The organism is Sphaerobacter thermophilus DSM 20745 (genome assembly GCF_000024985.1).
Lineage (GTDB): Bacteria > Chloroflexota > Chloroflexia > Thermomicrobiales > Thermomicrobiaceae > Sphaerobacter > Sphaerobacter thermophilus.
In genome coordinates this window covers 607871-625102 of sequence record NC_013524.1, presented here as the reverse complement: position 1 = coordinate 625102, position 17232 = coordinate 607871, and the positions used below count along the sequence as shown (strand labels likewise).

The following is a 17232-nucleotide window of genomic DNA, read 5'->3' as shown; positions in this document are numbered from 1 at the left end:
CCTCGCACTGCTCGACCATCCTGACGGCGCCACCGGCGCCGTGGCGCCGCGCCGTTGGAGATTAGGCCTCGCCCTACCCGTTGTCAACCGGCGAGGGCCGGCTCGCGTCGCTGCCCTTGCACATCGAGGGCCAGAGCTGCGTGACGATCTGGTCGGGTAGAATGGGCCGGTAGTGCCCGATGGGGAGGGTGGCAGGAAGATGCGCATCGGCGAGCTGGCCGCCGAACTCGGCCTCAATCCCAAGACGCTGCGCTACTACGAAGCCATTGGGCTCCTCCCGGCTCCGCGCCGCACGCCGGCGGGCTACCGCCTGTACAGCGACACGGATCGAGAGCGCCTGCGCTTCATCCTCAAGGCGCGGGCGGTCGGCCTCACCCTCGAGGAGATCCGTGAGGTGCTCGCCGTCCGCGGCGATGGGCGGCGGCCGTGTGAGCATGTCCTCACCCTGCTCGACCGGAAGCTCGCCGCCGTGGACGAGCAGCTCCGGGCGCTGGCCGAATTCCGGGCGGAGCTCTTGACACTCCGCGATACTGCGGCCGGCGCGATGTCCACCGACAGTTGCGTCTGCGGCATCATCGAGCGCCATGAGCCGGCGCAGCGCGACCAGACACCACCCCTGACCGCCGCGCCGCGGCCCGCACGTCCCCGGCGTCGGGAGCGCCCGCCCGCCCTCGACCGTCAGCAACCGGCCTGACCCCCGCCGGCGCTCGTCTCGCTTGAGGAGGAGGCGAGCGCCGGGCCCTTGACCTTCCAGTCGACTGGAAGGTGTACCCTCGCGCCATGGCAGTGCGAGACCGGTCGGCGACGCCGGCCCACCGTCTCCGCGGGAGGAGCATCACGCGATGACCCAGACGATCCACCTCGCCATCAGCGGTCGAACCCCGATCCACTGCGCCGGGTGCGAGCAGCGGATCGGCAACGCCCTGCGGCGCCTGCCCGGCGTCGCGAGCGTCCAGGCCAGCCAGGAAACACAGCAGGTCCGCGTGGCCTTCGACCCGGAGCAGGTCTCGGTCGAGCAGATCCGGGCGAGGCTGGCCCGGGCGGGCTTCGAGACCGCCCCGGCGGGAGGGGGGTGCATGAGCGCGCGCGCACCGGCCCGGCCGGGCGGTCGGGGGCACGTCGAGCGGGGCACGCCGGGTGCCGCGCAGCAGAAGCTGCTGCTGAGCGTCGGCGGCATGCACTGCTCCCTCTGCACGGAGTCCATCCGCCGCGCGATCGGACGCCTGGACGGCGTGCAGTCGGTGCAGGTCTCGATCGCCCATGAGGAGGCGCTGGTCGAATACGACCCGGCGCGCGTGACCCCGGAGATCATCACCGAGGCGCTGGAGGACATCGGCTACACCGTGCGGGAGCCAGACCAGGCCGAGCGCTTCGCCGAGGAGGAGCGGGATCTGGCCGTCGCCCGGCGTAAGGCGGTCCTCTCGATCGGCCTGCTGGTCGCCGCCTCCGCCGTGATGCTCACCACCGTCTGGCTTGGCCCGAGTCTCGAGCGGACCCTGGCGATGGGGGCGCTCGCCCTCTTCACCGCTGGCGGCCCGGCCCGCTTCATCATCGTCCGCAACGGCTGGCAGTCGATCCGCCGCGGCATCCTGAATCAGGACGTGCTCGTCACGGCGTCGGCGCTCGGTGGGCTGCTCGGTGGGCTCGTCGGTCTCGTCGTGCCGGCCGTCCCCGCCGGTGGCTTCTTCGGCGCCACGGTGTTCGTGCTGGCCTTCCATCTGATCGGCGGCTATGCATCCGTGCTTGTCCACGTCCGCGCCTCCCAGTCGGTGCGTCGTCTCCTGGCCCTCACTCCGGAGACCGCGCACCGGCTCACCGCGGACGGCCGTGAGGAGGTCGTCCCGGTCGCCCAGCTTGCCGTCGGCGACCGCGTGCGCGTGCGCCCCGGCGAGCGCATCCCGGCGGATGGGGTCGTCCTCGACGGCGCCTCGGCGGTCGATGAGAGCCTCGTGACCGGCGAGCCCATCCCGGTGGATAAGCTGCCCGGCAGCGAGGTGATCGGCGGCTCGCTCAACCAGGCGGGGAGCCTTATCATCCGGGTCAGCCGCGTCGGTGCCGAGAGCTTCCTGCAGACCGTCGCCCGGCAGGTCGCCGAGGCGCGGGCGCTCAAGCCCGGCATCCTGCGGCTCGTCGACCAGGTGCTCGTGGTCTACGTGCCGGCCGTCTTCGCCGCCAGCGCCGCCGGCTTGCTCATCTGGACCGTCGGCGCCTGGCTGCTCGCCGGCGCGCCCGACCTGCTCCGCGGCGGCTTCGCAGCCCTGAGCGTGCTCATCATGGGCTACCCCTGCGCTCTGGGGATGTCCACGCCGCTGGCCATCATCCGGGCGAGTGGCGAAGCCGCCGAACGCGGCATTCTCATGCGCTCCGGCGAGGCCTTCCACGTCTTCCGCAGCGTGCGCACCATCGTCTTCGATAAGACCGGCACGCTCACCGAGGGCAAACCCCAGCTCGTCGCGTGCCTCAGCCCACTCGCGGCCACCGACCGGCTCCTACACCTGGCGGCGAGCGCCGAGACGCTCTCCGAGCATCCGCTTGCCCGGGCGATCGTGGCCGAGGCCCACGCCCGAGGGCTCACGCTCGAGACGCCGACCGAGTTTGCCGCCTGGCCCGGGCGCGGCGTCGCCGCCACCGTGGCGGGGCACCGGCTCCTGGTTGGAACCGAGCGCTTCCTGGCCGAGGAGAACGTGAACCTCGCCCCGCTTGCATCGCTCGTCGAGCAGGTCCACGCCCGCGGGCAGACCGCCGTCCTGGTCGCGGTCGATGGCCGCGCCGCCGGCGTGCTGGCCCTGGCCGATCGGGCGAAGCCCGACGCGCGGGCGACCGTGGAGCGGCTCCGCCGGCTGGGCATGAAACCGGTCCTGCTCACTGGGGACAACTGGCACGCCGCGCGCGCGGTCGCCGCGGCCGCGGGCATCGACGAGGTGCTGGCCGAGGTGCTCCCCGGCGACAAGGCAGCCGAGATCCGCCGGCTACAGGCGCAGGGCCAGCGGGTCGCGATGGTGGGCGACGGGATCAACGATGCGCCCGCGCTGATGCAGGCGGACGTGGGCATCGCCATCGGTGCCGGCACCGACGTCACCCTGGAGGCCGCCGACGTGGTGCTCGTAAGCGAGCGTCTGGAGACGCTCGTGGAGGCGCGCGAGCTGGCGCGCCGCAGCTACCAGTTGACCGTCACGAACGTCGGGCTGGCGCTCGCCTTCAACGGCATCGGGGTCATCGCCGCCATCACCGGCCTCGTCGCGCCGGTCTGGGCCATGGTGGCGATGGCGGCCAGCGTGAGCGTGGTGCTCGGCAACTCGTTCGCCGGCCGACTGGGGCATGGGCGTGCCCGGGAGTGGCGAGGCGAATGAATCCGTTGCACCCGGGCGCCAAGCACGCGGCACGCCCCCTCATGCTCGCTTGACATCTTGTGCGCCCCTCCGTACAGTGCTCGCAAGCACCGGTTTCCGCAGGTATGACCGATGGTGAGGCGCCCGTTCCGTGCCTCGCCGGCGGTCGGCTACCCTGCGCCACGCCCGCGCGATCGCCGTTGGCCGGCAGCGAGGCGTGCGCGACGTCGAGACCAACGGGAGGAGGTCTGCGTCATGGCAGTTTCGGTCCGCTCTCAGGTCAGCCATCCGCTGGATCCCCTTGGCCCGGAGGAGATCGCGGCCGCCGGCAAGATCGTGCGCGAGCAGCGCGGGCTCACCGACAGCGCGCGGATCGTCTCGATCACGCTCCACGAGCCGTCCAAGGACGTCGTCCAGTCCTTCAAGCCGGGCGACCCGATCGACCGCGAGGCGTTCATCGTGGTGCTCGATAAGGCCGAGCGTGCCACCTATGAGGCGGTTGTGTCGATCACCGCGGGCGAGGTCCGCTCCTGGAAGCATGTCCCGGATGTTCAGCCGCCGATCATCTTCGATGAGTTCCTCGCCTGCGAGTCGGTCGTCAAGCAGCATCCGGACTTCCAGGAAGCGATGCGCAAGCGCGGCATCACCGACCTCGACCTGGTCATGGTCGAGCCCTGGTCGGCCGGCTACTACGGCGACGAGTCGGAGCGCGGCCAGCGGCTGCTGCGTGCGCTGGTCTGGGTGCGACCCGACCCAGAGGGTAACGGGTACGCCCACCCGGTCGACAACGTCGTGGTCGTGTTCGACCTGAACGCCAACCAGGTCGTGCGGGTTGAGGACTACGGCGTCATCCCCGTCCCCAAGACGCCCGGCGAGTACCGCCCGGAGGCCATCGGCCCGCTGCGGACCGACCTCAAGCCGCTGGAGATCCACCAGGCGCAGGGGCCGAGCTTCGTGATCGACGGCCATGAGGTGCGCTGGCAGCGCTGGCGCTTCCGCGTCGGCTTCACCGCGCGTGAGGGCCTGGTGCTGCACACCGTCGGCTACGAGGACAAGGGCCGCGTCCGGCCGATCCTCTATCGCGCCTCGCTGTCCGAGATGGTGGTGCCCTACGGCGATCCGTCCCCGACTCAGTGGCGCAAGAACGCCTTCGATGCCGGGGAGTACAACATCGGTGCGCTGGCCAACTCGCTGGAGCTCGGCTGCGACTGCCTGGGCGAGATCCGCTACTTCGACGCCGTCCTCTCCGACACCGACGGAAACCCGGTCGTGATCAAGAACGCGATCTGCCTCCACGAGGAGGACTACGGCATCCTCTGGAAGCACTACGACTTCCGGCTGGAGACGGCCGAGGTACGACGCTCCCGCCGGCTGGTCATCTCCTGGATTGCCACCGTCGGCAACTACGAGTACGGCTTCTTCTGGTACTTCTACCAGGACGGCACGATCCAGCACGAGGTGAAGCTGACCGGTTTGGTCTCGACCGCCGCGCTGCCGCCGGGCCAGAAGTCGCCCTACGGCCAGCTCCTCTCGCCCGACGGTCTCTACGGCCCGATCCACCAGCACTTCTTCAACTACCGGCTCGACTTCGACGTCGACGGTCCGGTCAACGCGGTCTATGAGGTCCACTCCGCGCCCGAGCCACTCGGGCCGGACAACCCGCACGGCAACGCCTTCCGCTCCCACGCCGTCCTGTTGGAGCGCGAGGGGGACGGCCACCGGGTGGTCGATCCACTGTCGGCCCGTTACTGGAAGATCGTGAACCACAACTCGCTCAACAAGGTGGGTGAGCCGGTGGCCTATCGGCTGATGCCCCACGGGAACGTGCTGCCCATGGCCCACCCGACGGCGAGCGTGATGCAGCGGGCCGGATTCATGACCAAGCACGTCTGGGTCACGCCCTACCGGCCGGAGGAGAAGTACGCCGCGGGCGACTATCCGAACCAGCACCCCGGCGGTGCGGGCCTGCCGGCGTGGACGGCGCAGAACCGTCCAATCGTCGACACCGACGTCGTAGTCTGGTACACGCTCGGCTCGCACCACGTGGTGCGGCTGGAGGACTGGCCGGTGATGCCGGTGCAGTACGTCGGCTTCCTGCTCCAGCCCTTCGGCTTCTTCGACGCCAACCCGGCGCTCGACGTCCCGCCGCAGCACCTCGTCAACCCCAACGGGCACGGCAGCCACTGCGGGACGTAGGGGGCGGTTGCGTGTTGCGTGTTCCGTGGTGAGATGGCGCGGTCGTGGAGCGTGCCCGGGGGTAAATCCCCGGGCCCTACCCGCGGCGTGGGAACCCTTGCGTTACCAGTCTACGGGTGCCACTACGCCGCGGCGCCGCACGCATCATCCGTCTGCGGGCGCGCGGTATCACGCCGCGCGATACCAAAGCGGCGGCTCGGGCCGCCGCACTCCAAAGCCGGCTTTCGTCGTAAGTCCGGCGGCCTTGGCCCCGGGTGCCTTCTTCGGGGGCGCGACGTGCGGTACGCCTAGTCCCCCACGTCCGTTCGCCAGAGGGATTCGGCGGCTTCGAGCCACTCGCGGGTTTCGCCGGTGGCGACGAAGGGGATCTGGCGGAGGCCGCCGATGCGGAGGGCGCCGGCCAGGAACATCGCGGCTCGAATCTCGGCGGTGAAGGTGTCCAGCCAGGCGGCCAGGGCGTCCTCGCCGGAGAGGCTGGAGTCCACCGGTGGGGTCAGGGCGATGAGGTCGGCGCCGAGCGCGATTGCCTTCGCTGCGTCCAGGCCGGTCTCGACCGCTCCGTCGCTGATGACCGGTGCGCCGACGGAGCGGAGCATGCGGATCGCTGCGACGGTGGGGATGCCCCACCCGGCGAAGACCGTGGCAAGTGAGCGGGGTTGGGGCTGCTCCGGGGCCGGGGTGCCGCCACCGGCGGCCGTCGGGATGGGGCCGGTGCCCGCCACGAGCAGGCCCGCCACGCCGCGCTCGACCAGCCCGCGGGCTGTGTGGCGCGCGAGCCCTGAGGCACAGCGTACGAGCACCGGCAGGCGCAGCCGGCGGATCAGTGCTGCGATCGCGTCCAGCGCGCCGGTGGCGTCCGGTGTGGAATTGCCCGCGAGGACGGCCTGGTCGAAGTCGAGCCGGACGATCAGGCCGCTGAGCCCCGCCTGGTGGGGCGCTTCTGCCAGGCGGTCCAAGTCGTGGGCGGCTTGATCCGGCTGCGGCACCAGCGCGGTGGCGGGGATCTCGCCCAGGAGGATGGCGTCGGGGGCGCGGAGGCGTAGCCCCTGCAGCGACGCGGGCAGCGCCGGATCGGTCGCGAGCGCGCTAACGTCGCCGATGCTCAGCGGCAGCCTGCGCGACTGGGCCAGCGCTGCCAACTTCCCGAGCTCCTCGCTGGGTTGCGACGCGAGCAGGAGCACGGGCAGGCTGATCTCCCGGCCCAGGAAGCGGACACTCGTGTCCACGTTGGCCAGGGCGATCTCCGGCAACGGGTTGGGCAGTAGCGTCAGCGCACTCCACACCGGGGACGGCGCGGGCGTTGAGTCAGGTGCGGCCCTCGGGGTGGATGCTGCCTTGGGCGCCGACTGGGCGTCCGCGGCGAGCTGGCCGCGCCGGCGGCCGGACCGGACCGTCACCCGGCATCCCTCCTACTCGTGCGTGCCGGCCTGCTCCGCCTCCTCGGCGGTCACGGTCAGTTGTACGCTATCGGTCGTGACCGACTCAACCCAGTCGGCCGGGATCCGGACGTCGTGGTGGAAGATGAACCCGGCCTTGACCACGAAGCCGACGACGTTGCCGTCCTCATCATAGACGATCTCGTCGACCGTGCCGATCTTGTCCCCGTTGCGGTCCACCACGCTGGTGCCCTCGTCGATCAGCACCGTGTCGGTGCTCAGGTTCGACTCCGTCTCGACCACCGGCGGGTCGAGCGGGGCGGCCTCGATCACCCCGGCGTGCGGATCGTACCCTTGCCCGAAGGAGCCACCGGCAGGGTAGAGGATCGCCCCCTCGATCGGCTGCCCACTCACCCAGGCATGTGGAAGCCAGGTCAGGTCCTCCTCCTGGGGGATGATGAAGTTCGCCTCGTAGAACTCGGGGAACTGATCGACCATCTCGGACGACACGTTCAGGTGAACCGTCCCGTCCGGGTCGATCCGGTCGATCACCGGGCGGTCGATGATGCGGTCCTTGGTCAGGAGTGTGCCCTGGCGGACGATGAACTGCCGGAGCTCCTTGGAGTTGGCGTCGAGAACCAGCCGGTCGACGGTGCCGACTCGCTTGCCGTCGGCGGCGACGACCGGTTTGCCCAGGTCGAGGTGGGTCCGCTCCATCGGGTATCTCCTTTCGCGTGGTGAAGCGCCGGTGCTTTCGGCCGCCGGGACGCAAGCCGGGTGCCAGAGCGGTGTGCGCGGTGCGCGATTTGTCTGATTTGTATGGAATGCGGCGGGAGCCGTGTGTGTTAGGGAGTGGTGCCGGACCGCCGAGCGCGGTCCGGCCCGTGTTGTGCGAGACTCTCAGCACGCCGTTGCGTTCCGGCTCTGGCTGCTACGTGCTTCGTCTAGGAGATACACCATGACGTCCACCGCGCCCGATCATCCCACCGCGACGATCGACCCCGGGACGGAGGTCGGCCTGCTCGCGCTCACCGTGGCCGATCTCGAGCGCTCGCTCACGTTCTACACGGCAGCGATCGGCCTGGCGGTGCTCGAGCGATCCGATGGTGCCGCGACGCTCGGCGTGGCGGGGCGGCCGATCCTGCTGCTGCGGGAGCAGCCGGGTGCCGAGCCGTGGCCCCGCGGCGCGCGCAGCTACACCGGCCTCTACCACTTCGCCATTCTCTTGCCGACGCGTGCCGACCTGGGGCGCTGGCTGCGCAACTGGCTTGAACTGGGCTTCCCCTTGCCCGGCCAGGGGGATCATCTGGTCAGCGAGGCGCTTTACCTCGAAGACCCGGACGGGCATGGGATCGAGATGTACCGCGACCGGCCGCGCGAGGAGTGGCAGTGGTCGAACGGCCAGGTCCAGATGGCGACCCTGCCGGTCGATATTCGCGGGCTGCTGCGCGATGCCGAAGAGGAGGGGCGGCCGTGGTCGGGACTGCCCGAGGGCACCCGCCTGGGGCATATGCACCTGCAGGTGAGCGACATCCGGCAGTCGGCCGACTTCTACCACGGCGTCCTCGGCTTCGACATCGTGGCTCACATGCCGATGGCGCTCTTCGTGTCGGCTGGCGGCTATCACCACCACATCGGCATGAACGTCTGGCACTCTCGCGGCGCCGGCCCGGCGCCGGATGAGTTCGTGCGCCTGCGCTACTTCACGGTTGACCTCCCTAGCCGCGAGGCGCTTCAGGCTGTCGTCGCGCGCATCGATGCGGCCGGGATCGCCCACCGGCAGGCCGGCGACCGTGTCGTCGTGCAGGATCCGTCGGGGAACACGTTGGTGCTCCAGGCCGGCCGCGCGCTGAGCGTCGCGGACGCGGCGGCGATCGAGGGGGTTATCTGAGCCGGTCGCTTCGTGGCCGGCGCCGTGCGGGGATGCGTCACTTGTCATGCGTCACTCGTCATGCGTCCCCCTTACCCCTGGCCCCTCTCGGACGGAGCCCACAAGGGGAAGGGGAGAAAGACGGAACACGCAACACGCAACACGGATGACGCATGACGCGTGACGGTCCGCTGCCTGCATCTCTTTCCACCCACCGTATAATGGGGGCGGATGGAGGTAGTACCGACGGTGGACGCGGCACACGTTCTTGAGAGCCTACGCGACGTTGGCCTGCGCATCACCGGCCCGCGGCGCGAGGTGGTGGAGGCGATCTGCGCCCGCGAGATGCCCTTCTCCGCGGACGAGGTCTACGACGAACTGCGCGCCGCGGGTTCGAGCACCGGGCGGGCCACGGTGTTCCGCACGCTCGACCTGCTGGTCGGCCTGCGCCTGCTCGGTCGCGTCCATCGCCCCGATGGTAGCCACGGGTACGTCCTCCGCGAGCCAGGACACCGGCATCACCTCGTCTGTTCCACCTGCGGCACGGTCGTCGAGTTCCAGGGCTGCAACGTCGCTGCCCTCGCCGACGAGCTGGCCGATCGCACCCGGTTCCGCATCGAGGGGCACTGGCTGGAGTTCTTCGGCGTGTGCGCCGATTGCCAGAGCCGAGACGCCGCTGACTGAGGCGCGGGCTGGTCGGCTTGGCCCGCTGCGTCCTTGACATCCCTTGTACTATTGATACCGAGTATCAATAGCGGCGCGGCGACCGGGTCGCATGGTGGGCAGGAAGAGCGGAAATCGGGATGGAGCGGATGCGGTGGATTGACCGCCGGGGTAGGTGGCCCGTGGTTGTGGCGCTGTTCGCCGCGCTCCTCCTCGTTGCCTGCGGCCCCGGGCGGACCGAGAACCGGTCGAGTGCGGCCGGGGAGGACGCCGCGCTCCGTGTCGTCGTCAGCCTGCCGGTCTTCATCTCGATGGTGGAGGCCGTTGGGGGTGAGCGGGTCGACGTAACCGCGCTCGTGCCCCCGGGCGCTGACCCGCACACCTATCAGCCGACCCCGGCCGACGCGAAGGCCGTGGCCGATGCCGATCTGGTCTTCATCAACGGCGCCGGGCTGGAGGAGTGGCTGCGCGGGCTGATCGAGTCGGCCGGCGGCCAGCAGGTCCCCGTCTATGAGCTGGCACAGGGTTTGACGACGATCGAGGAAGAGGACCACGACCACGAGCACCCGGAGGGGAACCCACACCTGTGGCTCGACCCGACGTATGCCATCGCCTACGTGCGTCAGATCGAGCAGCGGCTGAGTGAGCACGACCCGGGCGGGGCTGATCACTACCGAACGAACGCCGATAGCTACGTCGCGGAGATCGAGGCGTTCGACGCGTGGGCGCAGGAGCAGATCGCGACCATTCCGCCCGAGCGGCGCACGCTGGTGACCTACCATGACGCGTTCCCGTACTTCGCGGCGCACTACGGGCTGGAGCTGGTCGGGGTGGTCGTGCCGAGTCCGGGCCGGGAGCCATCGCCCCGCGATCTGGCGCGGCTCGTGGATGAGATCCGGGCACAGGAGGTGCCGGTGCTCTTCGTCGAGCCGCAGTTCAACCCGAGACTGGCCGAGCGTCTCGCGCAGGAGGCGGGCATCACCACCCAGGTGCTCTACAGCGAGACGCCACCCGAGGGTGGGGGCTACCTGGAGCTGATGCGCACCAATATCGAGCACGTCGTGGAGGGGCTACGTTGAAGGGGCAGCCGGTGCAATCGACCATCGCCAACGGCGTGGCGGAGCCGGCCACGTCCGCCCCGATCGTTGTACGGAACCTGACGACGGGCTACCGTGAGAACCCCGTGCTGCAGGATGTCACGCTCACGGTCGAGCGCGGCTCGTTGGTGGGTGTCATCGGCCCGAACGGTGGCGGCAAGTCGACCCTGTTCAAGGCGATCCTGGGGCTGCTCCGGCCATGGTCCGGCACCGTCTTGATCGAGGGGTCGCCGCGCCGGCCCGGCCCGCGCATCGCCTACGTGCCGCAGGCCGAGACAGTCGATTGGTCCTTCCCGGTCACGGTCCACGACGTGGTCTTGATGGGCCGCACGCCGCGGCTCGGGTTCCTCCGGCGGCCACGCGCGCGCGACCACGAGATCGCGACCGAGGCCCTCGAAGCGGTCGGGATGCAGGAGTACCGCGACCGGCAGATCGGCGAGCTGTCGGGCGGGCAGCGTCAACGCGTCTTCCTCGCCCGCGCCCTGGCGCAGGAGCCGAGCATCCTCCTCCTGGACGAGCCGGTCAGCGGCGTGGACGCCGTTACTCAGCACCAGATCTTCGAGCTGCTGGAGCGGCTGTGCCAGCGCGGGATTACCGCGATGGTCGCCTCGCACGACCTGAGCTGTGTGGCCCAGCGCTTCGATCAGGTGCTCCTCCTCAACCAGCGCGTCGTCGCCTACGGACCGCCCGAGGAGGTTCTGACCCAGGAGTTGTTGAACGAGACGTTCCGCTCGCACCTGCTCCTCCTGCGGGTGGGCGAGCGGACCTTCGTGGTGGAGGACCCCGACCATCATGGGACTGCTTGACCTGCTGCTCGAGCCGCTGAGCTACGGCTTCCTCCAGCGGGGGCTCGTCGCGGGCATCCTGATCGGCATCATCTGCGCCGTGATCGGCACCTTCGTGGTGCTGAAGGGCTTCGCCTTCATCGGCGATGCGCTGGCCCACATCGCCTTCACCGGTATCGTCGTGGCCTTCATCGGCGGCTTCGCCTTCTACCTGGGCGCGCTGGTCGCCGCGGTGCTGGCCGCGCTCGGCATCGGCGCTGTCAGCCGCCGGGCAGGGATCAGCACGGACACGTCGATCGGTATTCTCTTCAGCGGGGTCTTCGCCCTGGGCATCGTCCTCGCCAGCGTCGGGATCCAGACCTACACCGTCGATCTCTTCAGCTACCTGTTCGGCGACATCCTCGGCGTGCAGGCGGCCGACCTCGTGGCGATCGCGCTGCTCGGTGCGCTGGTGCTGCTGGTCGTGCTCGCCCTCTTCAAGGAGTTGCTCTTCGTCAGCTTCGACCCGGTGGTCGCCGAGGCCGCGGGGTTGCCCGGCGGGCTGCTGCAGATGTTGCTGCTCGTGCTCCTGGCGGTGACGGTCGTCGTCTCGGTGCAGGCGGTCGGGGTCGTCCTGGTGGTGGCGATGCTCGTTACCCCGAGCGCGACCGCCTACCTCCTGACCAACCGCTTCGGCCGCATGATGGCGCTCGGCGCTGGGTTCGGCGCCCTCTCGGCGCTGATCGGGTTTTATCTGTCGTATTACCTGAATGTTCCCTCGGGCGGGACGATCGTGCTGGTCGCCAGTGCCTTCTTCCTGCTGGCGCTGGTCTTTTCCCCGAAGCGCGGCGGCTGGCGCCGCTTGTTTGCCACGCCTGCGGTACGATAGCGGCAGGGGCTCCTGGCCCCGCGTCTAACCGGCGGCACGGATTCCGCCGGAGATGGTCCCGCGCTCGTGGAGCGCGGCAGACCGAGTGATGGGGGCGATGGTCCATGAAGGTTGCCTATGTCTTCAGCACCTCCGGCCACACCGCCAGCTACAAGCTGGGCAAGATGATCCTGCCCCAGTTGGAGGAGGGGCGGCACGGCGCCGACGTCGTCGGCATGTTCTTCTTCGACGACAACACCTATCTCCTGCGCAAGGGTGACCCGCTCGGCGAGCGCCTGGCGAAGGTCGCGAAGGAGCAGAACATCCTGCTCATGCTCTGCGACCAGTGCGCGCTGGAGCGGGGACTGGCCGAGGGCGTGCCGGGTGATTGCCGGCCGAGCGGCACCGTCGAGGGAGTCCAGGTCGGTTGCTTCCCCGACCTCTATGCCGCGCTCTCCGGCAACCCGCCGGACCAGGTGATCACGCTCTAACCAGACGTCTGACCCGGAGGAGGCGGCCATGCCTGTTCTGACCGTCGCCCTGCTCCAGATGGTCGCCTCCGGTACCGACCAGGACGCGAACCTGCGCAAGGGCGACGCCTTCTGCCGCCGCGCCCGCGCCATGGGCGCCGACATCGCGCTCTTTCCCGAGATGTGGAACATCGGCTACACGCCCTACCCGGGTTGCGCCGTGAACTACCATCAGGTCGGGGCTGAGACGCCGGAGCAGGCGCGGGCCCGCGCGGCGTGGCAGGCGCAGGCGATCGGCCCCGACGACGCGTTTGTCGTCCACTTCCGGGAACTCGCCCGTGAGCTCGACATGGCCATCGCTTTGACCTACCTGGAGCGGTGGCCCGGCGCCCCGCGCAACACCGTATCCCTCATCGACCGCCACGGCGAGATCGTGCTGACCTACGCCAAGGTCCACACCTGTGACTTCGGGCTGGAGGCCGCCCTGACCCCCGGTGACGATTTCCCGGTCTGCACGCTCGACACCGCCGCCGGGCCGGTGCGGGTCGGTGCCATGATCTGCTTCGACCGGGAGTCCCCGAGAGCGCGCGGCTGCTCATGCTCAACGGCGCCGAGATCATCCTGACGCCCAATGCCTGCCCGCTGGAGCCGAACCGGATCGGGCAGTTCCGCGCCCGCGCCTTCGAGAACATGGTCGGGGTGGCGATGGCCAACTACGCCGCGCCCCAGCAGAACGGCCACTCGGTGGCGTTCGACCCGATCGCCTTAGACGAGGAGGAGCGCTTCCGCGACACGCTCATCGTCGAGGCGGGGGAGGCCCAGGGGATCTACCTGGCGCCGTTCGACCTGGACCGCCTGCGGGCCTGGCGACAGCGCGAGGTCTGGGGCAACGCCTTCCGGCGACCGCACCGGTACGGCCCGCTCGTCGCCCCCGAGGTCCAGGACCCCTTCGTCCGTCGCGACGCCCGTGGTGTCCCGTACGACCCGACGGCGCGTTAGCGGTCGCGACCAGTGCGAGCCGCGGCGCGCTCCGCGATCTCCAGCCGGCTCCTGGGAGGGCGGCTCGTTTCGAGCGAGTCCAGAAGCCGGCGCGCGGCCGCCGCGATCTCCTCAACCGCCGCGGCAAAGGCGGCTTCGTTCTCCTTGGAGGGCTTTCTGTATCCGCTGATCTTCCGGACGAACTGGAGCGACGCGGCGTGGATCTCGGCGTCGGTCACCGGTGGGTCGACGTTGAAGAGCCTCGTGATATTGCGGCACATGCCGGGCTGCCTCCAGTCGGTGTTGTGGGCGGTTGCACACATGTCATTTGCGGGTAGGCGCGCTCGCATGACGCTCCACTGTCATCCTGAGCGGAGCGAAGGATCTCGCCGCGTTCGACATGCCGTGCCATGACCTCGTGAATGCGCCCACGTCGTGCCGCGGACAGTCCTCCGGTCTCCATAGGCTGTCCCTCTCCACCGCTCGCCGCGCCGTGGACCGGCCACCTCAGCGAGTGAAGAACTCCACCAGCACCGGGGCGATGGCGTCCGGTGCGACAGTGTGCGTCTGGTTCTCCAGGGTGACGTACCGCGCGTTCGGGATGGTGTCGGCGAGTTCTTGGGCTGTGTGCCGTATCCAGGCTGGACTCGCGCCGCCATCCATCACCAGCGTCGGAATCGAGATCGAGGCGAACCGAGCGGTCGGGATCGTATTGTCTCCCATGACGGCGTGGTCGTAGGGCAGGGTGTGGGCGACTGCCTCCATACCCGGCCACATCGGGGCCTGTTGCATCTGCGCGACGAGATCGGGCGGGACGCCCACTCCCTCGGTCATGAAGTATGTGACCGCGTCGCCGCGGCGACCCTCCGCCAGCAGCGCATCGAGCCGTGTCTGGTAGTCCGGCGGCACCGGCGGCCGGCTATCGTCCACGGCGTACGGTGGCTCGAACACAGCGAGCCTGGTGATCGGGAGGCCGCTTGCCGCCGCTAGCAGGGAGAGTCCCGCGCCGGAGGACATGCCGAACACGAACGCGGCGCCGCCGGCGGCGTCGATGATCGCGGCGAGGTCCTCGATCTCCCGCTCGACCGCGTACGGTGGTGTGTCGCCGCTGTCGCCGCGCCCGCGACGGTCGTAGCAGATCACGGTGAAATGCGGCGCCAGTCTCTCCGCCAACGGGGCGCCGCCCGCGCGCGTGGACAGTGCGCCGCCGACCAGCACGACCGGCGGGCCACTGCCCGACCGCTCGAACGCGATGGGTGTCCCGTCGCTGGAAGGTACCGTCTGCATCGGCCCGGCTCCTCATCAGATGGACCGCTACCTCACGTGCTCGGCATCAGCCGGTTGGTAGCGGAGGAACACGACTCCGGATCGGAACGTGCGCATGTCGATCAGCCGCAACAGGCGCTGGTCGCTGAGCGCCGGGAACATGGGCGTCCCGCCGCCCAGCACGACTGGGTGGATGAAGAGGTGGTACTCATCGATCAGGTCGTGCCGCATGAGGGATGCCGCGATCGAGGCGCCGCCGACGTCGATGTCCTTGCCGGGCTGCTGCTTCAGCCGTGCCACCTCGTCGACGACGTCGTCGCGGACCAGCCGGGCGTTCGGCCCGACCTGATCGAGAGTCTTGGAAAAGACGACCTTGGGTGTGTCCCGCCAGATCCGGGCGAACTCGACGATGTACGGCGGAGCGGAGGGATCCTGGTCCGCCGTCGGCCAGAACGCCTCCATCATTTCGTAGAGCCGCCGCCCCAACACGTAGGTGTCCTTGGACCGTTGCTGCTCGTTGACGTACTCGTGCAGCTCGTCGTCGATGATGGGCCAATCGAGCTGGTGGTTCGGCCCCTCGATGAAGCCGTCGATCGTCACCATCATCCCGTAGACCACGGTGCGCATCGCGCTCTCCGTTCATGCGGGGCTGCGTGTGGGCAAGCTGTTTCCGGGGCCGTGCCCTTAGGCTGTCGCCGCGGGCTGGTAGCGCAGCAGGACACATCCGGTCGAGAAGGGGCGGGCCTCAATGAGCGTCATCTGCATCCGGTCGGGGCTGGGCTTGAAGAGCGGGTTTCCGCCGCCGAGCACGATTGGCGCAACGCCGAGGCGGTACTCATCGATCAGGCCGTGCCGCATCAGCGTCGAGGCCAGGTTGGCGCTCCCAAAGAGGAGGATATCCTTGCCCGGCTGCTCCTTCAGGAGGGCGACCTCTTTTTCAGCCTCGTCCTTTACCAGTCGCGTATTGTTCCAGGTGGCCTGTTCGAGCGTTCGCGAGAAGACGACTTTGGGGATGCTGTTCATCTGCTCGGCCACCGCGCCCTCGGCATTGGACCAGTAGGCGGCCATACCCTCGTAGGTCACGCGGCCGAACAGTATGAGGTCCGCCGATGCCAGTTGTTCCAGCGAGAACTGTTCCAGCTCATCGCCCCAGGCGACGTCGTGCCAGTCGATCGACCAGCTCTCCGGCCCTTCGAAGTAGCCGTCGAGGGTGACCAGGTTCCACATGATCAGGCGTCGCATCGTCGCGATCCTCTCGCCGCATCGTCGCGGATCCCACGTCAATGCGTTGCATGGTTCCGGCCGGAGCGTTCGAATCGTGCGACGACGCCGGCCGGAACCGTTCGACTCCGAAGCGTTACTGTTGCGGTGGGCAATTGATCATCCAGGGCGTGCCGTAGCGATCGACCAGCATGCCGAAGCGGGCCGCCCAGAAGGTCTCCGCGAGCGGCATCTCCACCGTGCCGCCCTCGGCCAGTGCCTGATAGATCCGTTCGGCCTCAGCCGGGCTATCGACCTGGAGTGCCACGTAGGCGCCCTGCGGCTTGGCGTAGTTCGCCGATGGTGCGTCGGACCCGAAGATGGTTTGATCGCCCACCGCCAGCACGGCGTGCATGACGCGGTCCTGGAAGTCGGCGGGGACGTGCGCCGCAGCCGGCGTCTCCCCGAAGGTCGTGGACTCGACGATCTCACCGCCGAGCAGTTCGGCGTAGAACCGGAATGCCTCGGCGCAGGTGCCGTTGAAGTTGAGGTACGGAGTGAACTTCATGGGCCTCTCCCTTCATGACTCCAACACGACGACTCGCACTACTGACCGGTTTCTGTCCGGGTTCCGCGACAGGCGGGGTAAATTGCTCGGAGGTCGTCCGCCTGTCGCTGGTCACCCGGTGCAAACTTGGTGCTGATGGGCGCCGGGAATCAGCCGTGCTGCTCAGCGATGCGCTGGATCATACGCTCCTCGGCCGCGCGCAGCTCGGGCGTGAGCGCCTCACCGAAGTCGTCTGCGTCGTAGATCTGCCGGATCTCCAGCTCGATCTCCTCGTCGGGCCGGGCGGGGCAGCGCTTGGCCCACTCGATGGCCTCTTCCTTCGACCCGACCTGGATGATCCAGAAGCCTGCGATCACCTCCTTGGTCGGGAAGGGGCCGTCGATGACGGTCGTCTCCCCCCGGGAGAACCGGACGCGCGCACTGTTGGAGCTGGGGTGGAGTCCCTCTCCCGCCAGCAGGATGCCCGCATCCACCATCGCCTCGTTGAACTTCGTCATCGCGGCGATGTCCTCTTCCGTCGGGAGGACTCCCCCTTCGGTCTCATCGTTGGCCCGAACCAGGATCATGAACCGCATTGCCATTCCTCT

At 69.2% G+C, this 17232-nt stretch carries 17 protein-coding genes and 1 pseudogene; 10 read left to right on the top strand and 8 right to left on the bottom strand.

The window, feature by feature from the left end; translation table 11 throughout:
• Window positions 1-199: 199 nt before the first annotated feature.
• The 3 genes from STHE_RS14945 to STHE_RS14935 all read left to right on the top strand — a co-directional run bounded on the left by STHE_RS14945 (window position 200) and on the right by STHE_RS14935 (window position 5525).
• Window positions 200-694 carry a heavy metal-responsive transcriptional regulator gene (locus STHE_RS14945; RefSeq protein ID WP_012873422.1) on the top strand — a complete coding sequence of 165 codons (495 nt, stop codon included), beginning with the start codon at window positions 200-202 and terminating at the stop codon, window positions 692-694.
• Between the two features lie 148 nt (window positions 695-842).
• A complete protein-coding gene (locus tag STHE_RS14940) occupies window positions 843-3350 on the top strand; it encodes a heavy metal translocating P-type ATPase (protein WP_012873421.1) in 2508 nt (835 codons plus the stop codon).
• A gap of 234 nt (window positions 3351-3584) precedes the next feature.
• The gene (locus tag STHE_RS14935) at window positions 3585-5525 is read left to right on the top strand and encodes a primary-amine oxidase (RefSeq protein ID WP_012873420.1); all 1941 of its coding nucleotides are present in this window, start codon (window positions 3585-3587) and stop codon (window positions 5523-5525) included.
• A 287-nt stretch (window positions 5526-5812) separates the two neighbouring features.
• Here STHE_RS14935 and STHE_RS14930 read toward each other — a convergent pair whose 3' ends face one another.
• A complete protein-coding gene (locus STHE_RS14930) occupies window positions 5813-6922 on the bottom strand; it encodes an alpha-hydroxy-acid oxidizing protein (RefSeq protein WP_012873419.1) in 1110 nt (369 codons plus the stop codon).
• Between the two features lie 12 nt (window positions 6923-6934).
• Window positions 6935-7618: a PRC-barrel domain-containing protein gene (locus STHE_RS14925; protein ID WP_012873418.1), complete on the bottom strand. Its 684-nt coding sequence runs from the start codon at window positions 7616-7618 to the stop codon at window positions 6935-6937.
• Window positions 7619-7859: 241 nt separating this feature from the next.
• On the opposite strand from STHE_RS14925, the gene STHE_RS14920 reads away from it, so the two are divergent.
• From STHE_RS14920 to STHE_RS19695, 7 genes and pseudogenes are all read left to right on the top strand, one after another.
• A complete protein-coding gene (locus STHE_RS14920) occupies window positions 7860-8792 on the top strand; it encodes a VOC family protein (protein ID WP_012873417.1) in 933 nt (310 codons plus the stop codon).
• A gap of 228 nt (window positions 8793-9020) precedes the next feature.
• Complete coding sequence (locus tag STHE_RS14915) at window positions 9021-9455, top strand: Fur family transcriptional regulator (protein WP_012873416.1); 435 nt, start codon at window positions 9021-9023, stop codon at window positions 9453-9455.
• A 161-nt stretch (window positions 9456-9616) separates the two neighbouring features.
• Window positions 9617-10513 (top strand): metal ABC transporter substrate-binding protein, encoded by an 897-nt coding sequence (locus STHE_RS14910; protein ID WP_245534926.1) that lies wholly within the window; start codon window positions 9617-9619, stop codon window positions 10511-10513.
• A gap of 11 nt (window positions 10514-10524) precedes the next feature.
• Complete coding sequence (locus STHE_RS14905) at window positions 10525-11337, top strand: metal ABC transporter ATP-binding protein (RefSeq protein WP_148220118.1); 813 nt, start codon at window positions 10525-10527, stop codon at window positions 11335-11337.
• Complete coding sequence (locus STHE_RS14900) at window positions 11324-12184, top strand: metal ABC transporter permease (protein ID WP_012873413.1); 861 nt, start codon at window positions 11324-11326, stop codon at window positions 12182-12184. The genes STHE_RS14905 and STHE_RS14900 overlap by 14 nt, the downstream gene beginning before the upstream one ends.
• A gap of 104 nt (window positions 12185-12288) precedes the next feature.
• Window positions 12289-12654: a SaoD/DsrE family protein gene (locus STHE_RS14895; RefSeq protein ID WP_012873412.1), complete on the top strand. Its 366-nt coding sequence runs from the start codon at window positions 12289-12291 to the stop codon at window positions 12652-12654.
• Window positions 12655-12682: 28 nt separating this feature from the next.
• Window positions 12683-13632 (top strand): annotated as a pseudogene (locus STHE_RS19695) (carbon-nitrogen hydrolase family protein).
• Here STHE_RS19695 and STHE_RS14885 read toward each other — a convergent pair.
• From STHE_RS14885 to STHE_RS14860, 6 genes are all read right to left on the bottom strand, one after another.
• The gene (locus STHE_RS14885; protein WP_012873411.1) at window positions 13629-13892 is read right to left on the bottom strand and encodes a DUF2277 domain-containing protein; all 264 of its coding nucleotides are present in this window, start codon (window positions 13890-13892) and stop codon (window positions 13629-13631) included. The pseudogene STHE_RS19695 and the gene STHE_RS14885 sit on opposite strands and share 4 nt — an antisense overlap.
• Before the next feature lie 226 nt (window positions 13893-14118).
• Window positions 14119-14898 carry an alpha/beta fold hydrolase gene (locus STHE_RS14880; protein WP_012873410.1) on the bottom strand — a complete coding sequence of 260 codons (780 nt, stop codon included), beginning with the start codon at window positions 14896-14898 and terminating at the stop codon, window positions 14119-14121.
• Window positions 14899-14925: 27 nt separating this feature from the next.
• Entirely contained in the window at window positions 14926-15504 is a 579-nt protein-coding gene (locus STHE_RS14875; RefSeq protein ID WP_012873409.1) for a dihydrofolate reductase family protein, read from the bottom strand.
• 57 nt (window positions 15505-15561) lie between these two features.
• Window positions 15562-16119 (bottom strand): dihydrofolate reductase family protein, encoded by a 558-nt coding sequence (locus STHE_RS14870; RefSeq protein WP_012873408.1) that lies wholly within the window; start codon window positions 16117-16119, stop codon window positions 15562-15564.
• Window positions 16120-16234: 115 nt separating this feature from the next.
• On the bottom strand, window positions 16235-16645 hold the full coding sequence (locus STHE_RS14865) for a VOC family protein (RefSeq protein WP_012873407.1): 411 nt from the start codon (window positions 16643-16645) through the stop codon (window positions 16235-16237).
• Between the two features lie 149 nt (window positions 16646-16794).
• On the bottom strand, window positions 16795-17220 hold the full coding sequence (locus tag STHE_RS14860; protein ID WP_012873406.1) for a YciI family protein: 426 nt from the start codon (window positions 17218-17220) through the stop codon (window positions 16795-16797).
• Window positions 17221-17232: the final 12 nt, after the last annotated feature.